12 protein-coding genes are annotated in these 13562 nt (G+C 72.6%); 11 read left to right on the plus strand and 1 reads right to left on the minus strand.

Going from position 1 to position 13562, the window contains the following annotated elements:
• The first annotated feature begins 16 nt into the window (after positions 1-16).
• From DMA15_RS24515 to DMA15_RS24530, 4 genes are read left to right on the plus strand one after another with little or no spacing between them, the layout of a single operon-like run.
• Positions 17-940: an ABC transporter permease gene (locus tag DMA15_RS24515; RefSeq protein ID WP_125514920.1), complete on the plus strand. Its 924-nt coding sequence runs from the start codon at positions 17-19 to the stop codon at positions 938-940.
• Positions 933-1928, plus strand: coding sequence for an ABC transporter permease (locus tag DMA15_RS24520; RefSeq protein WP_125514921.1), 996 nt, complete (start codon positions 933-935; stop codon positions 1926-1928). The genes DMA15_RS24515 and DMA15_RS24520 overlap by 8 nt, the downstream gene beginning before the upstream one ends.
• A 6-nt stretch (positions 1929-1934) precedes the next feature.
• Positions 1935-2981 carry an ABC transporter ATP-binding protein gene (locus DMA15_RS24525; protein WP_125514922.1) on the plus strand — a complete coding sequence of 349 codons (1047 nt, stop codon included), beginning with the start codon at positions 1935-1937 and terminating at the stop codon, positions 2979-2981.
• Positions 2968-4008, plus strand: coding sequence for a dipeptide ABC transporter ATP-binding protein (locus DMA15_RS24530; RefSeq protein WP_125514923.1), 1041 nt, complete (start codon positions 2968-2970; stop codon positions 4006-4008). Before DMA15_RS24525 ends, DMA15_RS24530 begins: the two co-directional genes overlap by 14 nt.
• Before the next feature lie 18 nt (positions 4009-4026).
• Here the strand turns inward: DMA15_RS24530 and DMA15_RS24535 are convergent, their stop codons facing one another.
• Complete coding sequence (locus tag DMA15_RS24535) at positions 4027-6204, minus strand: alpha/beta fold hydrolase (protein ID WP_240659920.1); 2178 nt, start codon at positions 6202-6204, stop codon at positions 4027-4029.
• Positions 6205-6351: 147 nt separating this feature from the next.
• Here DMA15_RS24535 and DMA15_RS24540 point away from each other — a divergent pair, with 147 nt between their 5' ends.
• From DMA15_RS24540 to DMA15_RS24570, 7 genes are all read left to right on the plus strand, one after another.
• Entirely contained in the window at positions 6352-6546 is a 195-nt protein-coding gene (locus DMA15_RS24540) for a hypothetical protein (protein WP_055569071.1), read from the plus strand.
• Between the two features lie 77 nt (positions 6547-6623).
• Positions 6624-7574, plus strand: coding sequence for an N-acetyl-1-D-myo-inositol-2-amino-2-deoxy-alpha-D-glucopyranoside deacetylase (mshB, locus tag DMA15_RS24545; RefSeq protein WP_125514924.1), 951 nt, complete (start codon positions 6624-6626; stop codon positions 7572-7574).
• An 89-nt stretch (positions 7575-7663) separates the two neighbouring features.
• Positions 7664-8047 carry a DUF6113 family protein gene (locus DMA15_RS24550; RefSeq protein WP_125517987.1) on the plus strand — a complete coding sequence of 128 codons (384 nt, stop codon included), beginning with the start codon at positions 7664-7666 and terminating at the stop codon, positions 8045-8047.
• 165 nt (positions 8048-8212) lie between these two features.
• Positions 8213-10456: a hypothetical protein gene (locus tag DMA15_RS24555; protein WP_125514925.1), complete on the plus strand. Its 2244-nt coding sequence runs from the start codon at positions 8213-8215 to the stop codon at positions 10454-10456.
• A 118-nt stretch (positions 10457-10574) separates the two neighbouring features.
• Complete coding sequence (locus tag DMA15_RS24560; RefSeq protein WP_125514926.1) at positions 10575-11489, plus strand: ABC transporter ATP-binding protein; 915 nt, start codon at positions 10575-10577, stop codon at positions 11487-11489.
• The gene (locus DMA15_RS24565) at positions 11486-12235 is read left to right on the plus strand and encodes an ABC transporter permease (RefSeq protein WP_125514927.1); all 750 of its coding nucleotides are present in this window, start codon (positions 11486-11488) and stop codon (positions 12233-12235) included. The genes DMA15_RS24560 and DMA15_RS24565 overlap by 4 nt, the downstream gene beginning before the upstream one ends.
• A 104-nt stretch (positions 12236-12339) precedes the next feature.
• Entirely contained in the window at positions 12340-13506 is a 1167-nt protein-coding gene (locus DMA15_RS24570; RefSeq protein WP_240660258.1) for a sensor histidine kinase, read from the plus strand.
• Positions 13507-13562: the final 56 nt, after the last annotated feature.

Consider the following 13562-nt stretch of genomic DNA (forward strand, 5'->3'; position numbering starts at 1 on the left):
GCCGGGAGCGGCCCCCATGGGACGTTATGTGATCCGGCGCCTGCTGCAGATGATCCCGGTCTTCTTCGGCGCCACTCTGCTGATCTTCCTGATGGTGAACGTGATGGGCGACCCCGTCGCGGGCCTGTGCGGGGACCGCAAGTGCGACCCCGCCACGGCCATCAGGCTGAAGAAGGAGTTCGGCCTCGACAAGCCGGTCTGGCAGCAATACGCGACGTACATGGGCAACGTCTTCACCGGCGACTTCGGCACCGCCTTCAACGGCCAGAAGGTCACCGAGCTGATGGGGGCCGCCTTCCCCGTCACCATCCGGCTCACCATCGTCGCCATCGTCTTCGAGATCGTCATCGGGATCTCGCTGGGCGTGCTCACCGGGCTGCGGCGCGGGCGGCCGATCGACACCGCCGTACTGCTCCTCACCCTCGTCGTGATCTCCGTCCCCACCTTCGTCACCGGCCTCGTGCTGCAACTGCTCCTCGGCGTCCAGTGGGGCGTCATCAAACCGTCCGTCTCCAGCGAGGCGCCCTTCGACGAACTCCTGGTCCCCGGCCTCGTCCTCGCCTCGGTCTCCCTGGCGTACGTGACCCGGCTGACCCGCACCTCCATCGCGGAGAACCGGCGCGCCGACTACGTCCGCACCGCCATCGCCAAGGGCCTGCCCCGCCGCCGCGTCATCACCCGGCACCTGCTGCGCAACTCCCTCATCCCCGTGGTCACCTTCATCGGCACGGACGTGGGCGCGCTGATGGGCGGCGCGATCGTCACCGAGCGGATCTTCAACATCCACGGCGTCGGCTTCCAGCTCTACCAGGGCATCCTGCGCCAGAGCACCCAGACCGTCGTCGGCTTCGTCACCGTCCTGGTCCTGGTCTTCCTGCTGGCCAACCTGATCGTCGACCTCCTGTACGCCGTACTCGACCCCAGGATCCGCTATGCCTGAACCCCATCAGCCGGAGCGCGCGATCGCGGCGACCGGCGCGGGCGGCGCGATGGACCTCGCCGCGAGCGAGGCGACCTCGCTGGAGAGCCCGGAGACGCCGGGGAAGGGCCCGGGCGGCCCCGACGGCACCGGCCCCTCGGCGCCCGCGCGCAGCCTCTGGTCGGACGCCTGGCGGGACCTGCGGCGCAACCCGGTCTTCCTGGTCTCGGGCCTGATCATCGTCTTCCTCGTCGTCATCTCGCTGTGGCCCTCGCTCATCGCCACCGGCAACCCGCTCGCCTGCGACCTCGCCAACGCGCAGAAGGGCTCCGCACCCGGCCACCCGTTCGGCTTCAACGAGCAGGGCTGCGACGTCTACACCCGGGTCGTGTACGGCGCGCGGGTCTCCGTCACCGTCGGCGTGTGCGCCACCCTCGGCGTCGCCCTCCTCGGCAGCGTCCTCGGCGGCCTCGCCGGGTTCTTCGGCGGTGTGTGGGACGCGATCCTCTCCCGCGTCACCGACGTCTTCTTCGCCATCCCCGTCGTCCTCGGCGGCCTGGTCCTCCTGTCCGTGGTCACCAGCTCCACCGTTTGGCCCGTGGTCGGCTTCATGGTGCTGCTCGGCTGGCCGCAGATCTCCCGTATCGCGCGCGGCTCCGTCATCACCGCCAAGCAGAACGACTACGTCCAGGCGGCGCGGGCGCTCGGCGCCTCCAACTCCCGGATGCTGCTGCGCCACATCGCCCCGAACGCCGTCGCCCCCGTCATCGTCGTGGCGACCATCGCGCTGGGCACGTTCATCGCGCTGGAGGCCACGCTCTCCTACCTCGGCGTCGGCCTGAAGCCCCCGACCGTCAGCTGGGGCATCGACATCTCCGCCGCCTCCCTCTACATCCGCAACGCCCCGCACATGCTGCTCTGGCCGGCCGGCGCGCTGGCGGTCACCGTGCTCGCGTTCATCATGCTCGGCGACGCGGTGCGCGACGCCCTCGACCCGAAGCTGAGGTAGACGCCCATGGCAACCGTGGCATCCGAGGCCTCCGCCCCCGGTGAGCACCGGCCGTCCAAACTGCTCGAAGTGCGCGACCTGCACGTTGAGTTCCGCACCAGGGACGGCGTCGCCAAGGCCGTCAACGGCGTCGACTACGCCGTCAGCGCGGGCGAGACGCTCGCCGTGCTCGGCGAGTCCGGCTCGGGCAAGTCCGTGACCGCCCAGGCGGTCATGGGCATCCTCGACATGCCGCCCGGCCGCATCACGGCGGGCCAGATCCTCTTCCAGGGCCGCGACCTCCTCAAGCTCAAGGAGGACGAGCGGCGCCTGGTCCGCGGCGCCGGCATGGCGATGATCTTCCAGGACGCGCTGTCGTCCCTGAACCCGGTCCTGAGCGTCGGCGAACAGCTCGGCGAGATGTACGTCGTCCACCGGGGCATGTCCAGGAAGGACGCCAAGGCCAAGGCCATCGAGCTGATGGACCGGGTGCGCATCCCGGCCGCCCGCGAACGCGTCGGCCAGTACCCGCACCAGTTCAGCGGCGGCATGCGCCAGCGCATCATGATCGCCATGGCGATGGCGCTCGAACCCTCCCTGATCATCGCGGACGAGCCCACCACCGCCCTCGACGTCACCGTCCAGGCCCAGGTCATGGACCTCCTCGCCGAACTCCAGCGCGAGATGAACATGGGCCTGATCCTCATCACCCACGACCTCGGCGTCGTCGCGGACGTCGCCGACACCATCGCCGTGATGTACGCGGGCCGCATCGTCGAGAAGGCCCCCGTCCACGAGATCTACCGCGCGCCCGCCCACCCGTACACCCGCGGCCTGCTCGAATCCATTCCGCGCCTCGACCAGAAGGGCCAGGACCTCTACGCCATCAAGGGCCTGCCGCCCAACCTCATGAACATCCCGCCCGGCTGCGCCTTCCACCCCCGCTGCCCCCTGGCCCAGGACATCTGCGTCACCGAGGAGCCACCGCTCGCGCGCGTCACCTACGAAGGGCTCGTCGCGGAGCGCAGAAGCGCCTGCCACTTCTGGAAGGAGACGCTCGATGCCGCACGCTGAACACGGGCACGAACCCATCCTCCAGGTGCGCGGCCTGGTCAAGCACTACCCCCTGACCCAGGGCGTCCTCATCCGCAAGCAGGTCGGCGCGGTCAAGGCCGTGGACGGCGTCGACTTCGACCTCGTCCAGGGCGAGACGCTCGGCATCGTCGGGGAGTCCGGCTGCGGCAAGTCGACGGTCGCCAAGATGCTCGTCAACCTGGAGCGGCCCACAGCGGGTGAGATCCGCTACAAGGGCGAGGACATCACCAAGCTCTCCGGCCGCGCGCTGAAGGCCGTACGCCGCAACATCCAGATGGTGTTCCAGGACCCCTACACCTCCCTGAACCCGCGGATGACCGTCGGCGACATCATCGGCGAGCCCTACGAGATCCACCCCGAGGTCGCCCCCAAGGGCTCCCGGCGCCGCAAGGTCCAGGAACTCCTCGACGTGGTCGGCCTCAACCCCGAGTACATCAACCGCTACCCGCACCAGTTCTCCGGCGGCCAGCGCCAGCGCATCGGCATCGCCCGGGGCCTCGCGCTGCGCCCCGAGATCATCGTCGCCGACGAGCCGGTCTCCGCGCTCGACGTCTCCGTGCAGGCGCAGGTCATCAACCTCCTCGACCAGCTCCAGAACGAGTTCGACCTGAGCTACGTCTTCATCGCCCACGACCTGTCGATCGTGCGGCACATCTCCGACCGGGTCGGCGTCATGTACCTCGGACGGATCGTCGAGATCGGCTCCGACGAGGAGATCTACGAGCATCCGACGCACCCCTACACCCAGGCGCTGCTCTCCGCCGTGCCGGTCCCCGACCCCGAGGCCCGCGAGCACCGGGAGCGGATCATCCTCAGCGGGGACGTGCCCTCGCCCGCCAACCCGCCCTCGGGCTGCCGGTTCCGCACCCGCTGCTGGAAGGCGCGGGAGCGGTGCGCCCTGGAGGTGCCGGCGCTGGCGGTCCCCGCGGAGTTCCGGTACGAGCGGGGGCCCGCGGCACACGACTCGGCCTGCCACTTCGCCGAGGAGAAGCAGGTCGTGCCGTAGCCGGGGCCCCGTGGACCGCTACCCGAGCCCCAGCGACCGCTTCAGGAAGTCCACTTGGAGAAGGAGCAGATTCTCCGCGACCCGCTCGTGCGCCATCATGTGCGTCACGCCCGACAAGGGCAGCACCTCGTGCGGGCGCCCCTCGGCGAGCAGCGCGGAGGAGAGCCGCAGGGAGTGCGCCACCACCACGTTGTCGTCGGCCAGGCCGTGCACGATGAGCAGCGGCCGGTGCGGCTCGGCCGCCTCGACCAGGCCGTCGTCCCAGACCAGCGAGTTGTGGCGGTACGTCTGCGGGGTCCGGGTCGGGTCGCCGAGGTACCGCTCCTCGTAGTGCGTGTCGTACAGCCGCAGGTCCGTGACCGGGGCGACGGCCACCGCCGCGTGGAACACGTCGGGGCGGCGCAGCGCGGCCATCGCCGCGAGGTAGCCGCCGTAGGACGAGCCGCGGATCGCCACCCGGTCCAGGTCCAGGGGGTATTCCCCGGTCGCCGCGAGGGAGTGCAGGGCGTCGGCCTGGTCGTCGAGCGTCACCGTGAGGTCGTTCTTGATCGACTTCTCCCAGGCGGGGGAGCGCCCCGGTGTGCCGCGGCCGTCCGCCACGATCACCGCGAAGCCCTGGTCCGCGAACCACTGTGAGGTCAGGAAGACGTCCTGCGCACACCGCACACGCTGACCGTGCGGACCGCCGTACGGATCGAGGAGTACCGGAAGTGGCCCGTCCGCCGCCTTGTATTCCCTGGGGAGCAGGACGGCGCACGGGATCCGGCGCGTGCCCCCTTCCGTGAGTGTCACGCGCGGCGTGAGCCCCGGGCGCCGGGCGTGTGAGGCGACGGTGGCGACCCGCTTGCCGCCGCGCAGCACCTGGACCCGGGCGCCGGGCCGGTCCAGGGCCGCCGAGACGAGCACGGTGAGACCGCCCGCCCGCACCGCCGAGTGCACACCGGGTTCCCGCGAGAGGCGTTCCACACCCAGTTCGTTGACGCGGTAGACATGCACCTCGCCGATCTCCGGAGCGGCCGCCGCCGCACCCGCCGACGCCGAGACGAGGATGTCCTCCTCGGTGACGTCCAGGACCGCCCGGACATGCAACTGCGCTCCGGTCAACGGCCGTTCGCCCCACGCGAGGACCCGCGCGCCGCCCTCGTCGGCGATCCGCACCAGTTTGCCGCTGGGGGACCAGCAGGGCACTCCGGGGAAAAGATCCAGCCAGTCGGCGTCCTCCTCGGCGTGCACCATCCGCGTCGAACCGTCCTCGGGGTTCACCGCGAGGTACGAGTGGCTCCGCTGGTCGCGGGATTGCACGAGCACCAGCGGGGCGCCATCCGCCGACCAGTGCACCCGGGCGAGATAGGGGTGGCGGACGCGGTCCCACACCACCTCGGTGCGCGACCCGTCAAGACCGAGGACGAACAGGCGTACGTCCGCGTTCGCCGTCCCCGCCGCCGGATAGGCGACCTTGACGGGCTCGCGGTCCGGGTGCGCGGGGTCCGCGATCCACCAGCGCTTGACCGGGGCGTCGTCGACCCGCGCGACGAGCAGCCGGTCGGATTCGGGCGACCACCAGAAGCCGCGGTGCCGCGCCATCGACTCGGCCGCGACATGCTCCGCGAGGCCGTAGGTGACCGTCTCCGCGTGGCCGGATTCCGGCTCCGCGAGCGCCCTGTCCCCCTCGCCGTCGGCGCCCGTCACGCGCAGGGCGCCGCCGGACACGTACGCGACATGGCGGCCGTCGGGCGAGGGGCGCGGATCGATCACCGGGCCCCGCGCGGGGAGGCGGCGTGTGGTGCCCGCGCGCAGCTCCGCCGTGAAGAGGCGGCCCGACAGCGCGAACGCGGCCAGCTCCACCGCGGCGTCCGTCGCGTACTCCACGATGCCCGCGCCGCCCTCCCGGCTGCGCTCGCGCCGCGCCCGCTCCCGGGGGGAGAGCCGCTCCGCCGCGCCGCCGAGCAGCACTTCCGGGTCCGCCGCCACCCGCTCGACGGCGCCGCCCGCCAGGTCGAGCACCCAGAGCGCGGCCACCGGGTCGGTGCCGGAGGACGAGCGCAGGAACACCACCCGCGACCCGTCCGGCGCGACGGTGAAGGCGCGGGGCGCGCCGAGGGTGAAGCGCTGCGTCCGCGCGTTCTCGCGCGGGAAGGAGACCCGCCGCGCCGGGCTGCCGTCGGGCATGGGGATTCCGGGGTTCTCGGTCGTCATCCGCCGACCCTATGGCGCATGCGCCCCCCTGTGCTGCCGTGCTCCGACTCATGCGTCCGCACGGATAGTTATGATCCGTAGCGCTTGGTGGGTATGAACCTGCTGGCGTCCGCACTGGGTTACGGCAACGACTTGGAGGTGACCGCCGTGGCACTCTCGATTTCGGCGGTGGTGCTGCTGGCGATCATCGTCTTCCTGCTGGTCAAGAAGTCAGGGCTGAAAGCGGGGCACGCGGTCGTCTGTACGCTGCTCGGCTTCTACCTGGCCAGCTCGTCCGTCGCGCCGACGATCAACGAGCTGACGACGAACGTGGCGGGGATGATCGGCGACATCAAGTTCTGACCCGCGCCGGCGCCTTCGCGGGCGGGTTCCGCGCGGCCTCCTGGGGCGCTTTCGCGCGGCCCTCGTAGGCTGGTCCCATGACGGAACCGCCCGCCCGGCGCCTGCTGCTCGTGCACGCGCACCCAGACGACGAGTCGATCAACAATGGCGCGACCATGGCCAAGTACGCGGCCGAGGGCGCCCATGTCACGTTGGTGACCTGCACGCTGGGCGAGGAGGGCGAGGTCATCCCGGCCGAGCTCGCCCACCTCGCCGCCGACCGCGAGGACTCCCTGGGCGCCCAGCGCATCGGGGAACTGGCCGCCGCCATGAAGGAACTCGGCGTCACCGACCACCGCTTCCTCGGCGGGACCGGCCGCTACCGCGACTCCGGGATGATGGGCCTCGAACAGAACCACCGCCCCGGCGCCTTCTGGGCGGCCGAGGTCGACGAGGCGGCCGCGTACCTCGTGGAGGTGATCCGCGAGGTCCGGCCGCAGGTCCTCGTCACCTACGACCCGGACGGCGGGTACGGCCACCCCGACCACATCCAGGCGCACCGCGTCGCCATGCGCGCCGCCGACCTCGCGGCCGAGTCCGCCTTCCGCGCCGACCTCGGCGAGCCGCACACCATCAGCAAGATCTACTGGAACCGCGCGCCGCGGTCCGTGGTCGAGGAGCGCTTCCGGTGGATGTCGGGGCCGCTGCGGTTCTCGCCCTTCACGACCTCCGCCGCCGTCGCGGACGTGCCGGGCGTCACGGACGACGAGCGGATCACGACGGAGATCGACGGCACGCCCTACAAGGCGGCCAAGGCGGCGGCGATGCGGGCCCACGCCACCCAGATCACGGTGAGCGAACCGCTGTTCGTCCTCTCGAACGATCTCGCCCAGCCCCTCTTCGAGGTGGAGTACTACGAACTGGTGCGGGGAGAGATGTCGCGTCAGGACGGAGCCCGCGAGACGGATCTCTTCGCGGGACTCGGAAGGGTGACGGGTGTGACTGAGGCGACTGAAGCGACTGAAGTGACTGAGGTGACTGAGCTGTGAGTACGCGATCTCAGGCGTCGTCTTCGTCTTCGTCCTCGACGTCGGATGCGGCGCCCACCGCGCCCGCCGGGAGCTTCCTCGCGCAGCCCCTGAGAGCGGGGCGACTCGCCGCGTACGCCGCTCTCTTCGTGCTCGGCGCCCTCGTGGGCGCCGCGGGCGCGCTCGTCCAAGGCGGCTACTTCCAAGGCGGGATCTTCCCCGCCGGATTGTTGCTCGCCCTCCTCGGCGCCGCCGGTCTCTTCTACGGCGGGGCGCGGGCGGTCGGCACCGGGGCGGGGGCCGTCGCGCCCGCCGCCGGCTGGCTGGTCGCCGTCATGCTGCTCACCGCCACCAGACCCGAAGGGGACTTCCTCTTCGGCGCGGGCCCGGGCTCGTACGGCTTCCTGGCCGGCGGCATGGTGGTGGCTGTGATGTGTGCCACCCTCGGCCGGCGCCCGCAACCGGGCGGGTCCGCCGCCCGACTTGGCAAGTGACGTACCACTTCGGCCCGCGTCCCGCACGGGTTTGACGCCGGTCACAGGATGAGCGCCGACGGCGGCCAGTATGGTGGTGCGGCCGCCGAGCCTCCCCAACCTCCGGCCGGGGGGGACCCCGGATGAGGTCGAGACGGGCGGCGGAGTCAACCAGGAGAACCTGCCTTGAGTCGTGAAACTGACAGTTCGTCCCCCGGGCCCCAGGGGCGCGGCGGAGCCGCATACCCCTCGGGGACGCCGCCCTACGGCTCCCCGGCGCAGGGCGCCGCCGCGGACGGCGGCGCGGACGGCCAGCGGCGGCAGGCCGCCGACGAGCGGCCCGAAGAGCCCGAGACCCAGACCACGCTGACCACCCGGATCCGGATCAACATCCCCGGTTCGCGGCCCATCCCGCCGGTCGTCATGCGTACGCCCGTCGGCGACGAGGGCGGCTCGCGCGGCGACGCGGGCGGTGGCTCGCGCGGCGACGCCTCGTACGAGGGCGGCGAGAGCCGCCGTGACGCCGCCGCGCCGGGGGCCCCCGGCGCGGGAGACGCGGGCGCCACGAGAGGGGCCGCTACCGGCGGAGACCTCTCTTCCGGTTCCGGTTCGGGCGCGGGGTCCGGCAGCGGCACCGGCGCCGGTGGCGGCGCGGGATCCGCTCCCGGTGAGGGCGGCGCGGGCGGTCCCGGCGCGGCCGGCGAGAAGACGAGCGACTGGTTCGCGCCGCGCAAGCCCGCGCGGGGCGAGAGCGGCGCGCCGGGCGCGGGCGGGGCGTCGGCCAACGGAGGCCCCCCGGCGACCGGTTCGGGCGGCTCGAACGGCTCGGGAGCCCCCGGCGGCCCCGGCACCGGCTCCTACGACGTGTCCGGCGCCGTCGCGTCGGGCCCCCTCGGCTCGGGGGCCCCGCAGGGCGGCGACCCGGCGCGGGGCGACCTGCCGTACTTCTCCTCAGGTCCGGGCGCCGGCGGCCCCCAGGACTCCCGTGGCCCCGCGGGCCCGACCGGCGGCCCCGTCACCGGCGACAGCCCGCTGACGCCGCCCACCCCCGGCCCGCGCCCCACGGCACCCGGCCCCGGCGGCCCCGGCGGCCCGGGTGGCTCCGGCAGGCCGGGCGGGCCCGGCGCCCCCGGTGGGCCCGGCAACGCCACCGGCCACCCCCCGCGTTCGGGCGCCATGAGCGACGACACCGCGATCCTCACGCCGCAGAAGGCCGGGCCCCTCTCGCCGCCCCCCGGCGGCCCGCGCCCGCCCGCGGGAGGCCCCGGCTCCCTGCCCGGCGGCGCCGGCGCGCCCACGCCGGGCGGCAACGTCTCGGGGGAGACGCTCACCAGCGGCATCCCCGTCGTGCCGCCCGTGCAGGACAACTCCCCGTTCCCGCCCGGCACGCAGGGCGACGGGCCGATGGCGCACACCCCGCCGAAGCTGCCCGAGCCGGTGCGCTCCGACGTACCGGCCGCCCCCAAGCCCGCGCCGAAGAAGAAGGGCCGCAACAAACTGGTCCTCCTCGCGGCCCTCGCGGTCGTCGCGGCCTGCGGTGCGTACGGCGCGGGCCTGCTGATGAACCACGCGGACGTGCCGAAGGGCACCACGGTGCTCGGCGTCGACATCGGCGGCGGCACCCGCGACGAGGCCGTCAAGAAGCTCGACGACGCCCTCGGCGAGCGCGTCGCCAAGCCGCTGAAGCTGTCGGTCGCCGGTGAGCAGGTCACGCTCAAGCCGGACCAGGCGGGCCTGACCCTGGACAGCCAGGCCACCGTCCGCGCGGCCGCGGGCAGCGACTACAACCCCGTATCCGTGATCGGTTCGCTCTTCGGCAACCACCGCGTCGTCGAGCCGGTCATGCCCGTCGACGAGGAGAAGCTGGCGGCCGCCCTGGAGCGGGCCGCGGGCGGCTCGGGCTCGGCCAAGGAGGGCACGGTCAAGTTCGAACCCGGCAAGGCCGTCCCCGTCTACGGCAGGGTCGGCAAGGGAATCGACGCCGAGGCGTCGACGACCGCCGTCGCGGAGGCGTACGAGAAGCAGGTCGAGACGGGCAGCGCGGGCGCGGTGCAGGTGCCGGTCACCACCCGCAAGCCGACGGTCTCCAAGGCCGAGGTCGACAAGTTCATGACCCGGTTCGCCAAGCCCGCGATGTCCGCCAACGTCACGATCAAGGCGGGCGCCAAGTCGATCCCCTTCGGCCCGTCGAGGTCCCTGCCGAAGATCCTGGAGACCAAGGTCGCCGACAACGGCACCCTCCAGCCGCACTACAACCTGGAAGAGCTGAAGAAGCTGTACGGCAACGTCTTCGACGGCATCCTGATCCAGCGCGGCAACGGCGACAAGACGCCGGTCCAGCCGACCGACGTGGCGGGCGCCATGAACAAGGCGCTGCTCGGCAAGACGCCCGCGGAGCGGATCGGCGTGATCGAGACGAACGCGAGCTAGCCCCTCGCGAACCCCTGGTGCCGGGTCCGGCATGACAGTGGTGCCGGGTCCGGCATGACAGATGTCATCCCGGACTCGGCACACACGACACTGCCCCCGTCGTCCGCCGCCGCCGACGATGGATCACATGACAGCAGTGACCTTCACAGAGGTGACCAAGAGCTACGGCGACGTCCGCGCCGTGGACGGTCTCACCCTCGACCTGCGCCCCGGCGAGACCGTGGCGCTCCTCGGGCCGAACGGCGCGGGCAAGTCCACCGCCCTCGATCTGCTGCTCGGCCTGCGGCACCCTGACAGCGGCACGGTCCGCGTCTTCGGGACCTCGCCGCGCGAGGCGATCACCGCGGGCCGGGTCGGCGCCATGCTGCAGAGCGGCGGCCTGATGGGCGAGGTCACCGTGGGCGAGCTGGTGCGGCTCGCCTGCGATCTGCACCCGAGGCCCCGCCGGGTCGGCGACGTGCTCAGCCAGGCGGGCATCGCCCAGATCGCCGACCGCAAGGTCGACAAGCTCTCCGGCGGCCAGGAGCAGCGCGTGCGCTTCGCGCTCGCCACGGCCGGCGCGAACGACCTCATCGTCCTCGACGAGCCGACGACCGGCATGGACGTCACCGCCCGCCAGGCCTTCTGGGCCACCATGCGGGAACAGGCGGACCAGGGCCGCGCGGTCCTGTTCGCCACCCACTACCTGGAAGAGGCCGACGCGATCGCCGACCGCGTCCTCGTCCTGCACCGCGGCCGCCTCCTCGCGGACGGCACCGCCGCCGAGATCAAGGCGAGGGCGGGCGCCCGCAAGGTCGCCTTCGACCTCGCGGAGATGGACGAGGCGGTGACCGGACGGCTGCGGCAGCTGCCCTTCCTGACGGCACTGGACGTCTCGGGCCACACGGTCCGCCTCCAGTCCGCCGACGCCGACGCCACCGTGCACGCGCTGTACGGACTCGGCCTGTACCCCCACAACCTGGAAGTCGCCGGGCTCGGCCTCGAGCAGGCGTTCGTGGCGATCACCGAGGCCGAGGAGGCCAAGACCCGATGACGAACACCCTGGCCTCACGCGGCCTGATCAAGCTGGAGATCACCCGCGCCCTGCGCAACCGCAAGTTCCTCTTCTTCTCCGTGGTCTATCCGGTCCTGCTCTTCGTGATCGTCTCGAACACCCAGGGCGGCGTCCCCGACTCCCGTCTGTCGCTCTCCGCGTACATGATGGTCTCCATGGCGTCCTTCGGCGCCCTCACCGCCGTCCTGATGGGCAACAGCGAGCGCATCGCGAAGGAGCGGGAGAGCGGCTGGGTCCGCCAGCTGCGCCTGACGCCCCTCCCCGGCCGCGGTTACGTGCTCGCCAAGACCGCGAGCGCCGCGGTGGTCAGCCTGCCCTCGATCCTCGTGGTCTTCGCGGTCGCCGCGCTCTTCAAGGGCGTCCGCTTCGCGGCCTGGCAGTGGCTGGCGCTGAGCGGCGCGATCTGGGCGGGCAGCCTCTGCTTCGCGGCGCTCGGCGTCGCCATCGGCTACCTCGCGTCCGGGGACACGGTCCGCCCGATCACGATGATCGTCTACTTCGGGCTCTCCCTCCTCGGCGGCCTGTGGATGCCCGCGACGACGTTCCCCCAGTGGCTCCAGAGCGTGGCGTCCTGGCTGCCCACGCACGCGTACGCTGCCCTCGGGCAGGCCATCGAACTGGGCGGTGCCCCGCACGCGAAGGACGTCATCCTGCTGGCCGCCTACTTCCTCCTCTTCGCGGGCGGCGCGGCCTGGCTGTACCGGAAGGACACCCTGAAGGCGTGAGCGAGAACCCCCGCGCCGAGACTCCCCGCGCCAGGACCCGCCGCGCGAAGGCCTCCCGCGCCGAGGACCCGCGCGACACCACCCGCCTCGAACTGGCCCAGCCGCTGCTCACCTTCGGGCAGCCCGCCCTCGACCGCCGCCAGATCCTCGCCAAGGCGCTGTGGATCGGCATCTGGCTGGTCTTCCTGGCGAGCCCGGTGCGGGACCTCGCGACGGCCGAGCGCTCCGGCACTGCCACGGCCCTCGGCTCCCTGGGCCTCGCCGCCTTCGTCGCCTGCTACCTCTCGCTCGTCTTCCGGTACACCGTGCGGGTGCTCGACTGGCGTGTGGTGTACGTGTCGTTCGCGGCGCAGCTCGCCCTCGCCGTGCTCCTCGCGCTCGCCTTCGGCACCAACTGGCTCGGTCTCTTCGTCTACGTCTCCGTCTCGGCGGGCGCGGTGCTGCCGCTGCGGTACGCGGTCCGCGTCATCCCCGCGGTCACGGCCGTGCAGGTCGCCGTGGGCCTGCGTACGGACAGCCTCCAGGACCTGCTCGGCAACCTGGCCGTGCTCAGCCTCCTCATCGGGTTCGCGATGAGCGGCGTACGCCAGCTGATCCGTACGACGGTCCAGCTCCGGCAGGCACGGGCCACCGTCGCCCAGCTCGCCGCCAACGAGGAACGGCTGCGGCTCGCCAGGGACCTGCACGACCTGCTCGGCCACTCCCTCTCCCTGATCACCCTCAAGAGCGAGCTGGCCGGGCGGATGCTCCCCGCCCACCCCGAGAAGGCGGCCAAGGAGGTGGCCGACATCGAGCGCGTCAGCCGCCAGGCCTTGGTGGACGTGCGCGAGGCGGTCTCCGGCTACCGCAGGCGCACCCTGGCCGGCGAGCTGGCGGGGGCGCGCACGGCGCTGACCGCGGCGGGCATCGAGGCCGACGTGCCGCTCCAGGCGCCCGACGGACTCCCGGACGAGAAGGGCGAGGCGGCGCTCGCCTGGGCGCTGCGGGAGGCCGTGACCAACGTCGTACGGCACAGCTCCGCCCGGCGCTGCACGGTGGCGTTCACGGCCCGCCAGACCCTGGCGGGACCGGTGCTCGAACTGTCCGTGGAGGACGACGGCACGGGCGGCTCGGGCGCGGCGCCGGGCAACGGCCTGACGGGGCTCACCGAGCGCGTGGAGGCGGTCGGCGGAACCCTGGAAGCGGGGGCGGCGGGCCCGGCGGGCAGGCGCGGCTTCCGCCTGACGGCCCGCGTCCCGCTGACCGGGGCGGCCGTAGGATCCCGGTCATGAGCAGCGAGAACGGCCACCGGGCGGCAGCGGGCGGCGACGGTGTGGCGGCGGGCGGC

The sequence above is a fragment of the Streptomyces sp. WAC 01529 genome (genome assembly GCF_003945545.1).
Classification (GTDB): Bacteria; Actinomycetota; Actinomycetes; order Streptomycetales; family Streptomycetaceae; genus Streptomyces; species Streptomyces anatolicus.